This window comes from Pseudomonas sp. B15(2017), from assembly GCF_002113215.1.
Classification (GTDB): domain Bacteria; phylum Pseudomonadota; class Gammaproteobacteria; order Pseudomonadales; family Pseudomonadaceae; genus Aquipseudomonas.
The window spans coordinates 99,813-118,857 of record NZ_NEJZ01000010.1; the positions used below are offsets into that span (position 1 = coordinate 99,813).

The window sequence follows — 19,045 nt, forward strand, 5'->3', positions numbered from 1 at the left end:
TTCCAGGAAGGGAATCATGGACAAGACAACGTTGGCCGAGCGTAAGCTCACGGCCGATCAGGCAGAACGGCGTATTCATACCGAACTTTCACGCCTGGGCCTCACGCCGCACACCCGCACCCTCGGCAGCAAAGTCGTTGCGGTTCACGCAAGTCTGCAGGGCAGCGACAACCGTCATGCCCGTGGCTGCGGCAAAGGCTATGCCGATCAGGCACACCTGGGTGCGCTTTATGAAGCACTCGAACACTACTGGACCGATGAGCTCTGTACCTCCGATGTTCACCACGAGACAGAAGGTTATTTCAAAGATGCGCCGATGTTTGCCGATGACTCGCTTCTGCACAGGCTCACCTGCCAGCAAAACGTGCGCATCGCCTGCCGGACTTATGTCTGTCCGCCGTGGCATGACCGGTTTTCCTATCCGGTTGCGCTGACTTCGCCGAACGGTTCACGTTTGCCCTCGTCACCGGGCATGGCGGACTACCGCGCCGTGCGGCGCTACGCCAGCAACAGCGGCACCGCGATTGGCGCCACTTACAACGAAGCGATGCTGCACGCCGCCAACGAATGCATCGAGCGCGATGCCGTGTCGTTGTTTCTGCTCGATCATTTTTATTACCAGAACCATCCGCCGCTGCGACGGGTAGCGCGTCTCAATGAAAGCGACCCACTCGGACGTCTGTGGGCCGATGCCGAACAGGAAATCGACGGCGAGATCGTCCTGGTGGATATCAGCACCGAATTCAAGGTACGGACCTTTCTGGCCTTCACGACCAGGCCGGGCGTTCACCCACAGGTGTTTGGCAGCGGTAGCTCTCTCGACCCGCGCCACGCGGCATGGCGGGCGCTCACTGAACTGGTGCAATTGCAACTGAATGCCGCCGAACCCGAATACTGCCAGACGCTGGCCAATGCGTTACGCAACCTGCGACCCTTCCCGCGCCTGCTGCGCTGCGCGCAGTTCGATACGCAGACGCTGCTGCATCGCTGCGTTCAACACGAGGTGAGACTGCCGGATTGCGCTAAAAACCTGTCAGTGGAAAACCAGCTGTACTTGCTGACTCAAGACCTGCGGATTCATGGCCGTACGCTGGGTACAGCCGTCCTGCAACGAACCGAGCTCGACACCACCCTGCTCAACGTGGTGATCCCCGGCCTTGAGCGCTTCTTCGTGGTTTCCAGCGGCAACGTCGTCATCCCGCAAGCCCGGGGCCGTACGCTGGAGAGGCGAGCCCCATGAACCGACTCGATCGCACCCGGGAACTGACATTGGCCCGATCCATGCGCCTTCATCTCAATGAGAACGGCGCTGTTGGCCACTTCCTCGAACCGCGAGGCAGCGGACTGCATCAGGTTTTTTTCCTGCGGGTGAGCGATGAGCTCTGGGTCGGCCGCAAGCTCCTGCAACGTGACCGGCATTTTCGCTGGCAGGCCAGCAGCGTGCTCAAACCCGGCATGTTGTTTGGCCCGCATCTGCATTCATTGTGGGGGGATGACGGTTTGTCGATCGGCTATCGAACGGCCTCCCCCGCGGAGAAAACGCAGGTCTTCGAACATGCATTGCATCAGGCTGACAGCGAGATCCTGGTTCCCTTTCCACTGCTGGATGAGGCGGGCCGGGAAGCGGTCTGCCCGGCAGAGTTCTGGCAAGGCAACGAATCACTGGCCGAACAGCTGAACACTGACGAGCACCACCTGCGCGAATACTGCGCCGGGCTGCTCCAGGCCATCACTGAAAAAGGCGCACTGGTTTACGACCCGGCTTGTTCAACGGGCGCGTTCATCGCCCATCTCGCCCGCGCCCTGCCCGATTGTCTTTGCCTGGGCAGTGACCGCTCGGCCTCGATGATCGAACATGCCAGGCGATGGCACAGCGGAACATCCGTCGAGTTCGACGTGCTGGAGGCGAGTGAGGCCTTCGATACCGGGATTCGCTGCGATGTCTTGATCCTGCGTTTCCTCAACGCCGAAGTCTTGACCCGCCGAGAGGCGCAAACCGCATTCGAGTCGCTGATCCGCTGCGTCAAGCCCGGCGGCACGATCCTCGTTTTCGGTCACACCCCGGTGCTGATCCCGGTCACCTGGCTTGCCTCCATCCACCACCTGAAACTTGAATCCAGCGTCGCGGCCCGGCCGGGGCAAGTCGAGCTGTTCCAGTTTTATCGTCTGACGGTTCACGCGTCATGACCTTTTCCCTGCACAGCCGAGGTTATTACCCGACTGGTGACGGACATCGGCTCTATTGGGAACGCCATGGTGTTCCGGGACACGAACCGGTGTTTTTCCTCCATGGCGGCCCCGGCGGACGTATCAGTCGTCACCATCTGCAGTTTTTCGACCTGGGCCGGTTCGACATCATCCTGTTTGACCAACGAGGTTGCGGGCGCTCGACGCCCTACGGCGAGCTGCAGTACAACACCACCGGGTTGTGTGTCGAAGACATCGATGCCCTGCGCCAGCATTTCGGCTTCGAAAGAATCAGTGTGTTGGGAGTGTCATGGGGCAGTTGGCTGGCGATTCAGTACCAGCAGCGTTACCCGCAGCACCTGCTGAAAACCACGCTGGTTTCGGTATTCGTGCCGTTTGCCGCCAATGTCCGGGCTTACGATCAGGCGCTCAATGACGGGCTGAGGCAATCGCCAGAATCATCGTCCGGCCAACGCGCCAGGGACATCTACCGGATACTCGGCGAAGGCCGCCCATCGCAGCAACACCGCGCCGCCATCGAATGGTTGAACGCTGTTCTACGTCGCACAGGGCAGACGATCTGCCCCGACACCCTGGAGCGCTTTGTCGATCAGGAAGCGGTGCTCGCCATCCGCCTCGAACTGCATTACCACCTGCAGAACTACGGCTTCACGCCAGAGGATGAAGATCTGACTCTCGATGACAACACCCAGCTGATCCAGGGCATTCGCGACACCCATGGCATGGCCAGCGTGCGCTGGCTCAGGCAACGCATGAACATCCACTGCCGACTGCTGCACACCGGGCACAACGCTTTTGAAAACGCCACACTCAAAGCGGTGCGCCGGGCGGTGAAACGTGAAATCGAAGGCTAAAAAAAACGGCACCCGAAGGTGCCGTTCCGTCCTGCAAAAGCGCTTACTTGCGTGCCGCCTCCCACGACTTGAGCAGTTCGTTGTAGCTCACGGTTTCGCCTTTTGGTTTCTCGTTGGCCAGTTTCGGTTTTGGTGCGCCCGGCTGGTCGAACCAGTATTGCGCGTCGCGCTCGGGGTTCATTTTCGGTGCGCACACCGCCTGGGCCTTGGAGCGTTCCAGGCGAGTCATGATCGCGTCCTGATCCTTGGCCAGACCATCGAGGGCCTGTTGCGGGGTCTTCTCGCCGCTGGCGGCTTCGGCGATGTGGCTCCACCACAGTTGCGCCAGGCGTGGATAGTCCGGCACGTTGGTGCCGGTCGGCGTCCATTGCACCCGGGCCGGGCTGCGGTAGAACTCGACCAGACCACCGAGTTTCGGCGCCAGATCGGTCATCGCTTGCGAGTTGATGTCCGACTCGCGGATCGGCGTCAGGCCGACGATGGTTTTCTTCAGCGACACGGTTTTCGAGGTCACGAACTGCGCGTACAGCCAGGCTGCGAGTTTCTGCTTCTCAGGCGTGGATTTCATGAAGGTCCAGGAACCCACGTCCTGATAACCGAGTTTCATCCCCTCTTCCCAGTAAGGCCCGCGTGGCGACGGCGCCATGCGCCATTTCGGCGTGCCGTCGGCGTTGACCACCGGCAGGCCCGGTTTGGTCATGTCGGCGGTGAACGCGGTGTACCAGAAGATCTGCTGGGCGATGTTGCCCTGGGACGGCACCGGGCCGGACTCGGAGAAGGTCATGCCCGCCGCTTCCGGTGGCGCGTACTTCTTCAGCCAGTCGACGTATTTGGTGGTGGCGAACACCGCGGCCGGGCCGTTGGTGTCGCCGCCACGGGTCACGCTGGAACCGACCGGATGGCAATCCTCGACACGAATCCCCCACTCGTCCACTGGCAAGCCGTTGGGAATGCCCTTGTCGCCGCCACCGGCCATGGAGAACCAGGCATCGGTGAAGCGCCAGCCCAGGGACGGATCTTTCTTGCCGTAGTCCATGTGTCCGTAAATGCGCTTGCCGTCGATTTCCTTGACGTCTTCGCTGAAGAACTTGGCGATGTCTTCATAGGCCGACCAGTTCACCGGCACGCCCAGTTCATAGCCGTACTTTTCCTTGAACTTGGCTTTCAGGTCGGGGCGTTCGAACCAGTCGGCGCGGAACCAGTACAGGTTGGCGAACTGCTGGTCGGGCAATTGGTAGATCTTGCCGTCCGGCGCGGTGGTAAAGGAGATGCCGATGAAGTCCTTGATGTCGAGGGTCGGCGAGGTGAAGTTCTTGCCTTCGTTGGCCATCAGGTCGGTGATCGACTCGGTCTTGCCGTAGCGAAAGTGCGTACCGATCAGATCCGAGTCGTTGACCCAGCCGTCGTAGATGTTCTTGTCCGACTGCATGACGGTCTGCATTTTTTCCACGACGTCGCCTTCCTGCAACAGGTCGTGGGTCAGCTTGATGCCGGTGATTTCGCTGAAGGCCTTGGCCAGTACCTTGGATTCATATTCGTGGGTGGTCAGGGTTTCCGAGACGACCTTGATGTCCATCCCGCGAAACGGCTCGGCCGCCTTGATGAACCACTTCAGTTCTTCGAGCTGCTGCTCGGCTGTCAGGGTCGACGGCTTGAACTCGCTGCCGATCCATTTTTTTGCGGCATCTTCGTAGGCGTCGGCCCAGGCGGACGCGCTCAAACCGCTGAGTGCCAGCATGGCTGCCAATGAAATGCTATGTCGCAGCTTATTTTTCTTATCGAACATAGAGACCTCCTGTTAGGTTTTCGGAGCAAAATTGCCGAGCGATTCGACTAGCCCCAACGCATCACAGCCAACAGCCACACCAGGGACAACGCGGACGCTACCCAGATGCTCCAGTCGGTCACGCCAATTACCAGCAAATGCAGGTAGGCGCTGCCGAGAAGACCAATGAACAAGCGATCGCCACGGGTGGTGGCAATCGGCAGAAACCCTCGCCGCAAGATGCTCGGCGAGCGCAGTTCCCAGGTGGTCATGCCCACCAGGATCAAACCAATCACGATGAAAAACGCCGCCGTCGGGACGGTCCAGCTCATCCATTCCATCATCAGTTCCTCAGACCCGGCCCAGGGCAAAGCCCTTGGCCACGTGGTTGCGAACGAACCAGATCACCAGCATGCCGGGGAGAATAGTCAACACCCCCGCCGCCGCCAGTACACCCCAGTCAATGCCGGACGCCGACACCGTGCGCGTCATCACCGCTGCGATCGGTTTGGCGTTGACCGAGGTCAGCGTGCGCGCCAGCAACAGTTCGACCCAGGAAAACATGAAGCAGAAAAACGCCGTCACACCGATGCCGGAGCCGATCAGCGGGATGAAGATCTTCACGAAGAACTTGGGAAAGCTGTAGCCGTCGATGTAGGCGGTTTCGTCTATTTCCTTCGGCACCCCGGACATGAAGCCTTCGAGGATCCACACCGCCAGCGGCACGTTGAACAGGCAGTGCGCCAGCGCCACGGCTATGTGGGTGTCGAACAGGCCGATCGACGAATACAGCTGGAAGAACGGCAGCAGGAACACCGCCGGTGGCGCCATGCGGTTGGTCAGCAGCCAGAAGAACAGGTGCTTGTCGCCGAGAAAGCGATAACGCGAAAACGCATAGGCCGCCGGCAGTGCCACGGTCAGAGAAATGATCGTGTTCAGACTGACGTAGTACAGCGAGTTGATATACCCGGTGTACCAGCTCGGGTCGGTGAAGATCACCTTGTAGTTCGCCAGCGTGAAATCCTGTGGGAAAAGGGTCAGTCCGCCGAGGATTTCGGTGTTGCTCTTGAACGACATGTTCAGCAGCCAGTAGATCGGCACCAGCAGGAACAGGATGTAGAGCAGCAGGGGAATCAGCTTTCTTTTGCTCATGGCCGGGCCTCAGCGGTTGGCATCGTTGTGGGTCATGGCGGTGTAGAACAGCCAGGACACCAGCAGGATGATCAGGAAGTACACCAGCGAGAATGCCGCCGCCGGCCCCAGGTCGAATTGGCCTACGGCCATCTGGGTCAGGGTCTGACTCAGGAAGGTCGTCGAGTTACCCGGCCCGCCGCCGGTGAGCACGAACGGCTCGGTGTAGATCATGAAGCTGTCCATGAAGCGCAGCATCACCGCGATCAGCAGCACACTCTTCAACTTGGGCAACTGAATGTGCCGGAATACGGCCCAGGCCGAGGCCCGGTCGATACGCGCAGCCTGGTAGTACACATCGGGAATCGCCCGCAGCCCGGAGAAACACAACAGCGCCACCAGCGAAGTCCAGTGCCACACGTCCATCACCAGCACGGTGACCCAGGCGTCCATGGTGTTGGCGGCATAGTTATAGCTGATGCCCATGGCGTTGAGGCTCGACCCGAGCAGGCCGATGTCGGCGCGGCCGAAAATCTGCCAGATGGTGCCGACCACGTTCCACGGAATCAGCAGCGGAATCGCCAGCACGATCAGCACCACTGACGACCAGCGCCCCTTGGTCGGCATGGTCAGCGCGATGGCGATGCCGAGCGGGATTTCGATCAGCAGCACGCACGCCGAGTAGATGAACTGACGCAACAACGAGTCGTGCAGACGCGGATCGAGCAGCACCTGCTTGTACCAGTCGGCGCCCACGAAGTAGCGGCTGGACTGGTCGAAGATGTCCTGCACCGAATAGTTGACCACGGTCATCATCGGAATGACGGCACTGAAGGCCACCAGCAGGAACACCGGCAACACCAGCCACCAGGCCTTGTTGTTTTGCACCTTGTTCATGGCTGTACCTCGCTGTCGGTGGCATCCAGCAGAAACTCGTCGGCATAGACCATCAGCCACTGCGCCGGAAAACTGATGTAAGCCGTGCCCTGCGGCACCGGTTTGTCTTCGGCCAGACGCACCTTCAGCGGGGCGCCGTCCAGGTCCAGGGTCATGATCTTGTAGGTGCCGAGGTCTTCGACGTGTACGACCCGTGCCTGCATCGCGTCATCAAACGGCTCGTCCCACACATGGATGAACTCGGGGCGGATGCCGACCTTCAGATTTTTCCACTGGCAGTGTTCGATATGGCGCTGCAAGGCGTCGGACAACGGCAGATGGGTCGAGTTGAAACCGACACCGCCCGGTTGCGGCTGTACCTCAATCAGATTCATCCCCGGGCTGCCGATGAAGTAGCCGACAAAGGTGTGGCTCGGCCGCTCGAACAATTCCCGTGGCGTACCGAACTGGACGATCTGCCCGCCGTACATCACCGCAATCTTGTCGGCGAAGGTCGACGCCTCCAGCTGATCGTGGGTGACGTAGACCATGGTGATGTTGAACTGCTCGTGGATCTGCTTGAGCTTGCGCCGCAGTTTCCATTTCAGGTGCGGGTCGATCACCGTCAGCGGCTCGTCGAAGAGGATCGCCGACACGTCGTCGCGCACCAGGCCACGGCCCATGGAGACTTTCTGTTTTTCGTCGGCGGTGAGGTTGCGCGCCTTTTTGCTCAACAGGTTTTGCAGATCGAGGACTTCGGCGATTTCCTGCACCTTGCTGTGTACTTTCGCCTCGGCCAGGCCCTGATTTCTCAAGGGAAAGGCCAGGTTGTCGAACACGGTCATGGTGTCGTACACCACCGGAAACTGAAAAACCTGAGCGATGTTGCGCTTCTCCGGGGTCAGGTCGTTGACCGCTTTGCCGTCGAACAACACATGCCCCTGGGACGGGCTGAGCAAACCGGAAATGATGTTGAGCAAGGTCGATTTGCCGCAGCCCGAAGGGCCGAGCAAGGCATACGCGCCGCCCTGCTCCCAGATGTGGTCCATCTCGCGGATCGCGTAATCCTCGGGCCCGCTCGGGGTTTTGCTGTAGCTGTGGGCGAGGTGCTGCAAACGGATTTCGGCCATCAGGCAACCCTCGCGACACGCCGGCCCGGTGCCTGCACCAGCCGGCCCTGCGCATCGAACACAAACAGTTTATGGGTCGGGATATAGATGCGGATCGGCGCATCGACGTCGTATTCGTGAACACCCGGCAGATGCAGCACCAGCAGGAAATGCTCGTTGCGCACGTGCAGGAAGGTTTCCGAACCGCTGATCTCCGCCACCTCGACGGTCACCGCCAGTTCCAGGTCGTCATCGTTGCTCGGTACCAGCGAGATGTGGCTCGGGCGCACGCCAAAACGGTACTCGCCCTCGCCCACCGGCCGCAGATCGACGTTCAACGGAAAGTGTACGAAGTTGGCGAAGCTCACTTCGTTGCCGGCGATACGTCCCGGCATCAGGTTGATCGGTGGCTCGGAGAACAATTCGGCCGCCAGCACGGTTTTCGGCTGGTGATAGACCTCGGTCGAAGGGCCGCTCTGGATCACCCGACCTTCGTGAAGAATGGTAGTGGTGCCGCCCAGCGCCAGCGCTTCGTTGGGTTCGGTGGTGGCGTAGATGGCGATGGTATGGCGCGCCTTGAACAGCTCGCGCATCTCCTGGCGCAGCTCTTCGCGCAATTTGTAGTCGAGGTTGACCAGCGGCTCATCGAACAGGATCAGCTCGGCATCCTTGACCAGCGCTCGCGCCATGGCGGTGCGCTGCTGCTGGCCGCCGGACAGTTCCAGCGGATAGCGCTTCAGAAACTTCTCGATGCGCAGCATCTTCGCGGTTTCCTGCACCTTGCTCTGGATCAGCTCGTTGGAGATCCCGGCCTGGCGCAACGGCGAGGCAATGTTCTCGAACACCGTCATGGTCGGGTAATTGATGAATTGCTGATAGACCATCGACACGTTGCGCAAACGCACCGGGCGCTGAGTAACGTCGACGCCGTTCATCAGGATGCGGCCGCTGTCGGGCTTGTCCAGACCGGCCATCAGGCGCATCAGACTGGTTTTGCCGGACAGCGTACGTCCGAGCAAAACGTTAAAGGATCCAGGTTCGAATTTCAGGCTCGCATCGTCGATCCAGGTCTGGCCCTCGACGGTACGGCTGACGTGCTCCAGGGTGAGTGACATTGCTCGGCCTTTTTATTATTGGAGTCAAGCGACCTGTCCTGTAGAGCGACATTCGTGCCAGAAACGGCAAGCTGTTGATTTACCGTCGAATTCACTGAAAGCCACGCAAACCATGGTTCGTAGCTGAACACAAATGAACAGTTGTGACTGAACAATTGAACAGTCGCGCGATTGACAATGAACAATAGTGAACAACACTCTATGGATGCTTTTTGGCACGGATCCTGTGAGAGCGAGCTTGCTCGCGATGGCGGTATGTCATTCACCGTTGATGTAACTGACACATCGCTATCGCGAGCAAGCTCGCTCCCACAGAGATCTCAATAACAATAATAAAAATGCTGTATTCAGAGGCTGACTGCCATGGCCGCACCTGCCCCGCCGCTTTCCCATGACGCCATCGTCCAGGACTCCTGGTCCCGTTGCCGCGCCTTCGGTCTCAATCATCAAAGCGCCCCGGCTTTCGATCAGCTGCCCGCCGCCGGCATCGCGCAGTTGCTCGACCGCCATCATTCGCTGGTGCAGACCACTCACCAGGAAGTGCTGCCGTATTACGAGAACATCCTGAGCAACTCCAACTGCCTGATCATGCTGGCCGACAATCAGGGCCAGGTTTTGACGTCCTGGGGCACCCAGCGCTTTATCGAGCCGAATCTGGCGCGGGGTTTCCAGGCCGGCGCCAGTTGGGTCGAGCGCGCCAGCGGCACCAACGCCATCGGCACGGCGCTGGCCTGTGAGCAGGCGGTGCACATCGAACACGATGAACACTTTCTCAAGGCCAACCGTTTCATGACCGGTTCCGCTGCACCGATTTTCGATGCCGAGCGCAAGGTCATCGCCGTGCTCGACGTGTCCAGCGACAGCTACCTGCCGCCCTCGCACACCCTCGGCATGGTCAAGATGATGAGCCAGACGGTGGAGAACCGACTGATCCTCAACCTGTTCCACGGCCAGCACTTTCAACTGACATTCAACACCGGGTTGAACAACCTCGACAGCCAGTGGGCCGGGCTGCTGATCTTTGATGAGAGCGGTCAGGTGCTGTCGGCCAACCGTCGGGCCGACAATCTGTTGGGTGTGCGGTTATCCCGGGTCAGCGTTGAAAGCCTGTTCAAGGTGTCGTTGCTGGAGTTGATCAATCAGCCGGACGGATTGCCGTTTGCCTTGCAGACCTCGGGGCGCAATCGTTTCCAGTGTTTGTTGAAACGGCCTAAACAGGTGCCGATTCAGGCGCGGGTCTTCAATGAAACCAGAACCGCTGAAACCAGAACCGCCGAACCGAAAGTCGCCGTACCGACGGCGATCAGCCTGAGCACTTTGCATTTCGGCGACAGCCGCGTGGAAAAAGCCGTGCGCCAGGCTGAACGCCTGCTGGAAAAGGACATCCCGCTGCTGATTCACGGCGAAACCGGGGTTGGCAAGGAAGTTTTCGTCAAAGCCCTGCATCAGGCCAGCTCACGCTGCAAACAGGCGTTCATCGCCGTCAACTGCGCGGCGATCCCCGCCGAACTGGTGGAGTCAGAGCTGTTCGGCTACGAGAAAGGCGCGTTCACCGGCGCCAACCAGAAAGGCAGCATCGGGCTGATCCGCAAGGCCGACAAAGGCACGCTGTTTCTCGATGAAATTGGCGATATGCCCCTGCCAACCCAGGCAAGGCTGTTGCGGGTGTTGCAGGAGCGCTGCGTGCAACCGGTGGGCAGCAGCGAGCTGTTTCCTGTGGATCTGCGGATCATCTCCGCCACCAACCGTTCGCTCAGGGAACAGGTGCAACTGGGGCGCTTTCGCGAAGACTTGTACTACCGCATTGGCGGTTTGACTCTGGAGTTGCCACCGCTACGCGAGCGCAGCGACAAGCAGGCGCTGTTCAAACGGCTGTGGGAACAGCATCGCGAGCCGACGCAGTGGGCGGGATTGAGTCGTGAAGTGCTGGAACTGTTCGAACGGCACCCGTGGCCGGGCAATCTGCGTCAGGTCAGCAGCGTGATGCAGGTGGCGCTGGCGATGGCCGAGGAACAACCGATTCGACCCGAGCATCTGCCGGACGATTTTTTCGTCGATCTGGAGATGGAGCCGGTAGAGGTGGCCGAGCCGTTGGGCATTGATCTGAACGATGCCGAGGCGTTGAACCGGGAGTTGCAGTTGGCCGGGGGCAATATTTCCCATCTGGCGCGACGGTTGGGGGTGAGCCGCAATACGCTGTACAAGCGATTGCGGCAGCTTGAAAACTGAGCGCCCCACGGGATCGATCCCATGCTCTGCGTGGGAACGATCACGCCGTCAGAAAAACAAAAACCCGCACAAGGCGGGTTTTGTTTGTAACAGGCGCAGCAATCAGTCAGCCAGACGCCAGGTCGTGCCGCCCTTGCCGTCTTCCAGCACCACGCCCATGGCGGTGAGCTGGTCACGGATGCGGTCGGATTCAGCCCAGTCCTTGCCGGCACGTGCCGCCAGACGCGCAGCGATCAGCGCCTCGACTTCAGCTGCATCGACACGCCCTTCGGCGCCGGCCTGCAGGAAGTCATCGGCCTCGAGCTGCAACACACCGAGCACGCTGGCCAGTTCTTTCAGGCGCGCCGCCAGACCGGCCGCGGCATCGAGATCGCTCTCGCGCAGACGGTTGATCTCACGGACCATCTCGAACAGCACCGCGCAGGCTTCCGGGGTGCCGAAGTCGTCGTTCATCACCGTGGTGAAACGCTCGACGAACGCTTCGCCGCCAGCCGGCGCCACGTTCGGCAGGCCTTTCAACGCGTGGTAGAAACGCTCCAGTGCGCCCTTGGCGTCCTTGAGGTTGTCTTCCGAGTAGTTGATCGCGCTGCGGTAGTGGCTCGACACCAGCAGATAACGCACGACTTCCGGGTGGTACTTGTCGAGCACGTCGCGAATGGTGAAGAAGTTGTTCAACGACTTGGACATCTTCTCGCCATTGATACGGATCATGCCGCAATGCATCCACGCGTTGGCGTAGGTCTTGCCGGTGGCCGCTTCGCTCTGGGCGATTTCGTTTTCGTGGTGCGGAAACTCGAGGTCGCTGCCGCCGCCATGAATGTCGAAAGTCTCACCGAGGCAGCAGGTGGACATCACCGAGCACTCGATGTGCCAGCCCGGACGCCCGGCGCCCCACGGCGACTCCCAGCTCGGCTCGCCCGGCTTGACGCCTTTCCACAGCACGAAGTCCAGAGGATCTTCCTTGGCTTCGTCGACTTCAATCCGCGCACCGATGCGCAGGTCTTCGATCTTCTTGCGCGAAAGCTTGCCGTAGCCCATGAACTTGCCGACGCGGTAGTACACGTCGCCATTGCCCGGGGCGTAGGCGAAGCCCTTGTCGATCAGGGTCTGGATCATCGCGTGCATGCCAGGGATGTGATCCGTGGCGCGCGGTTCCATGTCCGGCTTCTGGATGTTCAGGCGCGCTTCGTCTTCGTGCATCGCCGCGATCATGCGTTCGGTCAACGCTTCGAACGACTCGCCGTTCTCGTTGGCCCGGTTGATGATCTTGTCGTCGATGTCGGTGATGTTGCGCACGTAGGTCAGGTCATAACCGCTGAACCGCAACCAGCGGGTCACCAGGTCGAACGCGACCATGCTGCGGCCGTGGCCCAGGTGGCAGTAGTCGTACACGGTCATCCCGCAGACGTACATGCGCACCTTGTTGCCATCCAGCGGCTTGAAGACTTCTTTGCTCTTGGTGAGCGTGTTGTAGATCGTAAGCACGGTGTTTCCTTAAGACTTGATCACTGGCCCCACGAATCACGCAGGGTCACGGTACGGTTGAATACCGGCTGACCGGGTTTCGAGTCCTTGATATCCGCGACGAAGTAGCCTTCACGCTCGAACTGGAAACGGTCTTCCGGCTGTGCATTGCCCAGCGAAGGCTCAGCACGACAACCGGTCAGCACTTGCAGTGAGTCAGGGTTGATGTTGTCCAGGAAACTCGCGCTGTCTTCGGCCTTCTCCGGGTTCGGAGAACGGAACAGGCGATCGTACAGACGCACTTCGCACTCGATGCTGGCAGCGGCCGGCACCCAGTGGATCACGCCCTTGACCTTGCGGCCTTCAGGGTTCTTGCCCAGGGTGTCCGGATCGTACGAGCAACGCAGTTCGACGATGTTGCCGTCGGCGTCCTTGATCGCTTCGTCGGCACGGATCACGTAGCTGCCGCGCAGACGCACTTCACCGTTCGGCTCCAGGCGCTTGTAGCCTTTTGGCGGCTCTTCCATGAAGTCATCGCGGTCGATGTAGATTTCACGGGCGAACGGCAGCTGGCGCACGCCGAGTTCTTCTTTCTGCGGATGACGCGGCAGTTCGAGGTTCTCGACCTGGTCTTGCGGATAGTTGGTGATCACGACTTTCAACGGACGCAGCACGCACATGGCGCGCGGGGCGTTCGCGTCCAGGTCCTGACGGATGCTGAACTCGAGCATGCCGAAGTCGACCACGCCGTCGGAACGGTTGGTGCCGATCATCTCGCAGAAGTTGCGGATCGACGCCGGGGTGTAGCCACGGCGGCGGAAGCCCGACAGCGTCGACATGCGCGGATCGTCCCAGCCGTTGACGTGTTTCTCGTCAACCAGTTGCTTGAGCTTGCGCTTGCTGGTGATGGTGTAGTTGAGGTTCAGACGGCTGAACTCGTACTGACGCGGGTGCGCCGGCACTGGCAGTGCGTCGAGGAACCACTCGTACAGCGGACGATGGCTTTCGAACTCCAGGGTGCAGATCGAGTGAGTGATGCCTTCGATGGCGTCCGACTGACCGTGGGTGAAGTCGTAGTTCGGGTAGATGCACCACTTGTCACCGGTCTGGTGGTGATGGGCGTGGCGGATGCGGTACATGATCGGGTCGCGCAGGTTCATGTTCGGCGAGGCCATGTCGATCTTGGCGCGCAGCACACGGGCACCGTCCGGGAACTCGCCGGCGCGCATGCGGGCGAACCAGTCCAGGTTCTCTTCCACCGAACGGTCGCGGAACGGGCTGTTCTTGCCAGGTTCGGTCAGGCTGCCGCGGTACTCCTTGGCCTGCTCAGGCGTCAGGTCGTCGACGTAGGCCTTGCCGGCCTTGATCAGCTCGACGGCCCAGTCGTGCAGCTGGTCGAAGTATTGCGAGGCATAGCGCACTTCGCCGGACCATTCGAAGCCCAGCCATTTGACGTCGCTTTCGATCGCGTCGATGTATTCCTGGTCTTCCTTGGCCGGGTTGGTGTCGTCGAAACGCAGGTGAGTGACGCCGCCGAACTCCTGGGCCAGGCCGAAGTTCACACAGATCGACTTGGCGTGACCGATGTGCAGGTAACCATTGGGCTCAGGCGGGAAACGGGTGACGATCTGCGTGTGCTTACCCGAGTCCAGGTCCGCCTGGATGATCGGGCGCAGGAAATTGACCGGCGTAACGGGGCCGGTCTTGGAATTCGAGGTAGGGTCGACAGTGGGCTTGCTCATAGGATCCTTGAACGTACAGTGCGCGGCCGGGACACGGGCCTGACAAAACAAAGCCGCTATCATAGCCGATGCTGTCAAGCCCCTGACAGAGCGGGGCTTAAAAGGAATGCATTTAATCGCCGGGTTTTGAAAAACAGCCTCGAAATTCGCGCCTGTCACGCTAAACTGCGCACCTTGGCCCTCAGGGGCTGAACCGGTACGGGGCCGAAATGTCCCAATACCCACGAATTCCTTATAAAGAGTAGCGATCATGACTCAAGTTAAATTGACCACCAACTTCGGTGACATCGTCCTGCAACTGGACGCTGAAAAGGCGCCGGTCACCACCGCCAACTTCATCGAGTACGTTAAAAAGGGTCACTACGAGAACGTCGTGTTCCACCGCGTCATCAAAGGTTTCATGATCCAGGGCGGCGGTTTCGAGCCAGGCATGAAAGAAAAGAAAGACAAGAGCCCGAGCATCCAGAACGAAGCCGACAACGGTCTGAAGAACGACAAGTACACCATCGCCATGGCCCGTACCATGGACCCGCATTCGGCTTCGGCGCAGTTCTTCATCAACGCCTCCGACAACAGCTTCCTGAACCACACCGCCAAGACCGCTCAGGGCTGGGGTTATGCCGTGTTCGGTAAAGTGGTTGCGGGCACCGACGTTGTCGACAAGATCGAAGGCGTTTCCACCACGTCCAAGGCAGGCCACCAGGACGTACCGGCAGACGACGTGATCATCGAGAAAGCCGAGATCATCGAAGCGTGATATTGCTGATTTCAGACTTGCATCTGGAAGAGGAGCGCCCGGACATTACCCGGGCGTTTCTGGATTTGCTCGCCGGACGCGCCCGCTCGGCGAGTGCGTTGTACATTCTGGGCGACTTCTTCGAAGCGTGGATTGGCGACGACGCCATGACCCCCTTCCAGCGTTCCATCTGCCAGGCCCTGCGCGAACTCAGCGACAGCGGCACGGCCATATTTCTGATGCACGGCAATCGCGACTTCATGCTCGGCAAGGCCTTTTGCAAACAGGCCGGCTGCACGCTGTTGAAGGACCCGAGTGTCGTGCAGTTTTACGGCGAACCGGTATTGCTGATGCACGGCGACAGCCTGTGCACCCGCGACGAAGACTATATGAAGCTGCGCCGTTATCTGCGCAACCCGCTCAGCCTGTTCATCCTGCGCAACCTGCCCTTGCGCACCCGCCACAAGCTCGCCCGCAAGTTGCGCAGCGAAAGCCGCGCGCAGACACGGATGAAGGCCAATGACATCGTCGATGTCACGCCGCAGGAAATTCCGCGGATCATGCAGGAATACGGAGTGAAAACCCTGGTTCACGGGCACACCCATCGCCCGGCGATCCACAAGTTGCAGATCGGCGATCAGGCGGCGAAGCGGATTGTGCTGGGGGATTGGGATCGTCAGGGTTGGGCATTGCAGGTGGATGAGAACGGGTTTGCGTTGGCGCCCTTTGACTTTGCGCCACCGCCAGCATTACCCGCCCCTGCCACCGCCTGATCGTTCCCGGACTTAGTTGATCGTTCCCACGCTCTGCGTGGGAATGCCTCAATGGACGCTCCGCGTCCGCTTCGGCATGGGACGCGGAGCGTCCCGGGCTGCATTCCCACGCAGACGGTTCGACGCCTCGACGTGGGAACGATCTGCCTGACTTAGTGACCGCTGGCGGCCGGGCCTGCCTTGGCAGCAAACGGCGGTTTCGCCAGCCACACAATCAGAATCAACCCCATAAAGCCCCAACCGAGCAGCGTGAAGTAATCCACGGTGGAGAGCATATACGCCTGACTGGTGAGAATCTGATCCATCTGCGCATACGCCGATTGGCTCGCGCCCCCCAGCGAATGCAAGGTCTCGCGAGTCGCTGGTTCGAAGGTGCTGATGCTCTCGCTCATATAGGCATGATGCTGATCCGCCCGGCGAATCCAGATCCATGTCGTCAACGACGCCGCAAAGCTGCCGCCCAATGTCCGCAGGAACGTCGCCAGACCGGCGCCATCGGCAATCTGACTTGGCGGTAGATCCGACATCAGAATGCTCAAGGTCGGCATGAAGAACAGCGCCACCCCAATCCCCATGAACAGCTGCACCAGGGCGATGTGCTGGAAATCCACCTCGTTGGTGAATTCGGCACGCATGAAGCAGCTCAGGCCGATCGCCAGGAACGCCAGACCGGCCAGCAGGCGCAGGTCGAACTTGTGCGCGTACTTGCCGACAAACGGTGACAGCAGCACCGGCAGAATGCCGATCGGCGCCACCGCCAGCCCGGCCCAGGTCGCGGTGTAACCCATCTGGGTCTGCAACCACTGCGGCAAGATCAGGTTGATGCCGAAGAATCCGGCATACCCCAACACCAGCACCAGCGTGCCGATGCGGAAGTTGCGATAGGCAAACAGCCGCAGATTGACCACCGGATGCTGGTCGGTCATTTCCCAGATCACGAACACCGCCAGCGCAATCACCGAAATCGCCGCGCCGATGATGATGAAGTTCGATTCGAACCAGTCCAGGTCATTGCCCTTGTCGAGGATCACCTGCAAGGCGCCCACGCCGATGATCAGCGTGATCAGCCCGACGTAATCCATTGGCTGACGACTGGTGACCACCGGGCGCTTGGCCAGCTGCTGGCGCACCACCATCACCGCGAAGATCCCGATCGGCACGTTGATGAAGAAGATCCAAGGCCAGCTGTAACTGTCGGTAATCCAGCCGCCGAGGATCGGCCCGGCGATGGGCGCCACCACCGTGACCATCGCCAGCAACGCCAAGGCCATGCCCCGCCTTGCTGGCGGATAGACCGCAATCAACAGTGTCTGGGTCATCGGGTACAACGGCCCGGCCACCAGGCCTTGCAGCACGCGAAAACCGATCAGTTCCGGCATCGAGGTGGAAATACCGCAGAGGAACGAAGCCAGCACAAACAGGATGGTCGCCCACAGAAACAGCTTCACCTCGCCGAAGCGACGGCTCAGCCAGCCGGTGAGCGGCAGCGCGATGGCGTTGCTCACGGCGAACGAGGTGATGACCCAGGTGCCCTGCTCCGAACTCACGCCGAGGTTGCCGGAAATGGTCGGCAGCGCCACGTTGGCGATGGTGGTATCGAGCACCTGCATAAAGGTCGCCAGCGACAGGCCGATGGTGCTGAGCAACAGGCTGGGCGGCGAAAAAGAGGCGTTATTGCTCATCGCGAATCCTTTGGAACTCGGCGGGTGCCGCGCTTGTTACAGACGCAGTAACCTTTGTGGGAGCGAGCTTGCTCGCGATGGCGGTCTGTCCGATAAATCAATGCTGAATGACACACCGCTCTCGCGAGCAAGCTCGTTCCCACAGGGGAAGGGATCAGCGTTGCGCGGTCTTGCTGACCGCCGCGCTGTTGTCGTGGATCAATTGGGTGATCATCGCGTCGGCTTCGGCCAATTGACGGTCGTAGACGTTGGTGCTGAACGAAGCTTTTTGCGGCGGCTGCTGGGCCAGTACCGGGCCGCTCTGGTCATGCAGGTTGACCTCGACATTGGTCGACAGACCGACGCGCAGCGGGTGTTTGGCCAGTTCTTCGGCGTTGACGTGAATCCGTACCGGCACCCGTTGCACGATCTTGATCCAGTTACCGGTGGCGTTCTGCGCCGGCAACAGAGCGAACGCGCTGCCGGTGCCTGCGCCGAGGCTGTCGACAGTGCCGCTGAACTTCACGTCGCTGCCGTAGATGTCCGACTCGATCTCCACCGGTTGGCCAATGCGCATGTCACGCAGCTGGGTTTCCTTGAAGTTGGCGTCGATCCACAGCTGATCCAGTGGAATCACCGCCATCAGTGCGGTGCCCGGCTGCACACGCTGGCCGAGTTGCACGGTACGTTTGGCGACATAACCGGTAACCGGCGCAATCAAGGTGCTGCGAGCGTTGGTCAGGTAGGCCTGACGCAGTTGCGCGGCGGCGGCCATCACGTCCGGGTGCGAGGAAACCACAGTGTCATCGACCAGCGCGCTGGTGGTTTTCAGTTGCTGTTTGGCATTGGCCAGAGCGTTCTGTGCCGAGGTCAGGTCATCGCGGGCGTGGGACAGTTCTTCCTGGGAAATCGCCCCGCCGGCCGCGAGATTTTTCCGCCGGTTGAAGTTGTCCTGGGCTTTCTGCACTTCGGCCTGTTGCGCGTTGACCTGAGCCTTCATGCCGTCGACGTTGCTGTACAGACCGCGCACCTGACGCACGGTGCGGGCCAGATTGGCCTTGGCACTTTGCAGGCCGACTTCGGCGTCGTTCGGGTCGAAGTTGATCAGCACCTGGCCTTCCTGAACCAGATCGCCATCGTCGGCGCCGATGCTGACCACGGTGCCGGTCACCAGCGGGGTGATTTCCACCACGTTGCCGTTGACGTAGGCGTCGTCGGTGCTTTCGCTCCAGCGCCCGATGAATTCGTGATACGCCCAGACACCGGCACCGGCGAGGGCAACCACAACGGCCAGCACCAGCAGCATCACCTTGCGTTTGCGCGGATTGCCAGTGTCCTGGGCGTTGTCTTGAGCTTGTGTGTTTTCGGCAGTGGCCATGACA

General features: G+C 60.3%; 16 protein-coding genes. 6 read left to right on the forward strand and 10 right to left on the reverse strand.

The window, feature by feature from the left end:
• Positions 1-16: 16 nt before the first annotated feature.
• Genes CAF73_RS16275 through CAF73_RS16285 form a run of 3 tightly spaced genes read left to right on the forward strand, consistent with a single transcriptional unit; the run spans position 17 to position 3,062 of the window.
• Entirely contained in the window at positions 17-1,240 is a 1,224-nt protein-coding gene (locus CAF73_RS16275) for a YcaO-like family protein (RefSeq protein WP_085703243.1), read from the forward strand.
• 29 nt (positions 1,241-1,269) lie between these two features.
• Positions 1,270-2,187, forward strand: a complete 918-nt coding sequence (locus CAF73_RS16280) for a trans-aconitate 2-methyltransferase (protein WP_227232940.1) — start codon at positions 1,270-1,272, stop codon at positions 2,185-2,187.
• Entirely contained in the window at positions 2,184-3,062 is an 879-nt protein-coding gene (locus CAF73_RS16285; RefSeq protein ID WP_085703245.1) for an alpha/beta fold hydrolase, read from the forward strand. Before CAF73_RS16280 ends, CAF73_RS16285 begins: the two co-directional genes overlap by 4 nt.
• Positions 3,063-3,105: 43 nt before the next feature.
• Here the strand turns inward: CAF73_RS16285 and CAF73_RS16290 are convergent, their stop codons facing one another.
• From CAF73_RS16290 to CAF73_RS16315, 6 genes are read right to left on the reverse strand one after another with little or no spacing between them, the layout of a single operon-like run.
• On the reverse strand, positions 3,106-4,848 hold the full coding sequence (locus CAF73_RS16290) for an ABC transporter substrate-binding protein (RefSeq protein WP_085703246.1): 1,743 nt from the start codon (positions 4,846-4,848) through the stop codon (positions 3,106-3,108).
• A gap of 47 nt (positions 4,849-4,895) precedes the next feature.
• Entirely contained in the window at positions 4,896-5,168 is a 273-nt protein-coding gene (locus CAF73_RS16295) for a DUF2160 domain-containing protein (RefSeq protein WP_039767461.1), read from the reverse strand.
• Between the two features lie 10 nt (positions 5,169-5,178).
• Positions 5,179-5,979 carry a carbohydrate ABC transporter permease gene (locus tag CAF73_RS16300; RefSeq protein WP_007951486.1) on the reverse strand — a complete coding sequence of 267 codons (801 nt, stop codon included), beginning with the start codon at positions 5,977-5,979 and terminating at the stop codon, positions 5,179-5,181.
• Positions 5,980-5,988: 9 nt separating this feature from the next.
• The gene (locus tag CAF73_RS16305; RefSeq protein WP_007951487.1) at positions 5,989-6,855 is read right to left on the reverse strand and encodes a carbohydrate ABC transporter permease; all 867 of its coding nucleotides are present in this window, start codon (positions 6,853-6,855) and stop codon (positions 5,989-5,991) included.
• Positions 6,852-7,964, reverse strand: coding sequence for an ABC transporter ATP-binding protein (locus tag CAF73_RS16310; RefSeq protein ID WP_085703247.1), 1,113 nt, complete (start codon positions 7,962-7,964; stop codon positions 6,852-6,854). Before CAF73_RS16310 ends, CAF73_RS16305 begins: the two co-directional genes overlap by 4 nt.
• The gene (locus CAF73_RS16315; protein WP_085703248.1) at positions 7,964-9,058 is read right to left on the reverse strand and encodes an ABC transporter ATP-binding protein; all 1,095 of its coding nucleotides are present in this window, start codon (positions 9,056-9,058) and stop codon (positions 7,964-7,966) included. Before CAF73_RS16315 ends, CAF73_RS16310 begins: the two co-directional genes overlap by 1 nt.
• Before the next feature lie 363 nt (positions 9,059-9,421).
• Here CAF73_RS16315 and CAF73_RS16320 point away from each other — a divergent pair, with 363 nt between their 5' ends.
• Complete coding sequence (locus CAF73_RS16320; RefSeq protein ID WP_085703249.1) at positions 9,422-11,287, forward strand: sigma-54-dependent Fis family transcriptional regulator; 1,866 nt, start codon at positions 9,422-9,424, stop codon at positions 11,285-11,287.
• A gap of 102 nt (positions 11,288-11,389) precedes the next feature.
• Here CAF73_RS16320 and cysS read toward each other — a convergent pair whose 3' ends face one another.
• Positions 11,390-12,772: a cysteine--tRNA ligase gene (gene cysS, locus CAF73_RS16325; RefSeq protein WP_085699081.1), complete on the reverse strand. Its 1,383-nt coding sequence runs from the start codon at positions 12,770-12,772 to the stop codon at positions 11,390-11,392.
• Positions 12,773-12,792: 20 nt separating this feature from the next.
• Positions 12,793-14,493 carry a glutamine--tRNA ligase/YqeY domain fusion protein gene (locus CAF73_RS16330; protein ID WP_085703250.1) on the reverse strand — a complete coding sequence of 567 codons (1,701 nt, stop codon included), beginning with the start codon at positions 14,491-14,493 and terminating at the stop codon, positions 12,793-12,795.
• Positions 14,494-14,743: 250 nt separating this feature from the next.
• Between CAF73_RS16330 and CAF73_RS16335 the strand changes: the two genes are divergently transcribed.
• Complete coding sequence (locus CAF73_RS16335) at positions 14,744-15,250, forward strand: peptidylprolyl isomerase (protein WP_085690022.1); 507 nt, start codon at positions 14,744-14,746, stop codon at positions 15,248-15,250.
• A complete protein-coding gene (gene lpxH, locus CAF73_RS16340) occupies positions 15,247-16,002 on the forward strand; it encodes a UDP-2,3-diacylglucosamine diphosphatase (protein ID WP_085703251.1) in 756 nt (251 codons plus the stop codon). Before CAF73_RS16335 ends, lpxH begins: the two co-directional genes overlap by 4 nt.
• Positions 16,003-16,154: 152 nt before the next feature.
• Here lpxH and CAF73_RS16345 read toward each other — a convergent pair whose 3' ends face one another.
• Positions 16,155-17,684 (reverse strand): DHA2 family efflux MFS transporter permease subunit, encoded by a 1,530-nt coding sequence (locus CAF73_RS16345; RefSeq protein WP_085703252.1) that lies wholly within the window; start codon positions 17,682-17,684, stop codon positions 16,155-16,157.
• A 154-nt stretch (positions 17,685-17,838) separates the two neighbouring features.
• Entirely contained in the window at positions 17,839-19,041 is a 1,203-nt protein-coding gene (locus CAF73_RS16350) for an efflux RND transporter periplasmic adaptor subunit (RefSeq protein WP_085699073.1), read from the reverse strand.
• Positions 19,042-19,045 lie beyond the last annotated feature (4 nt).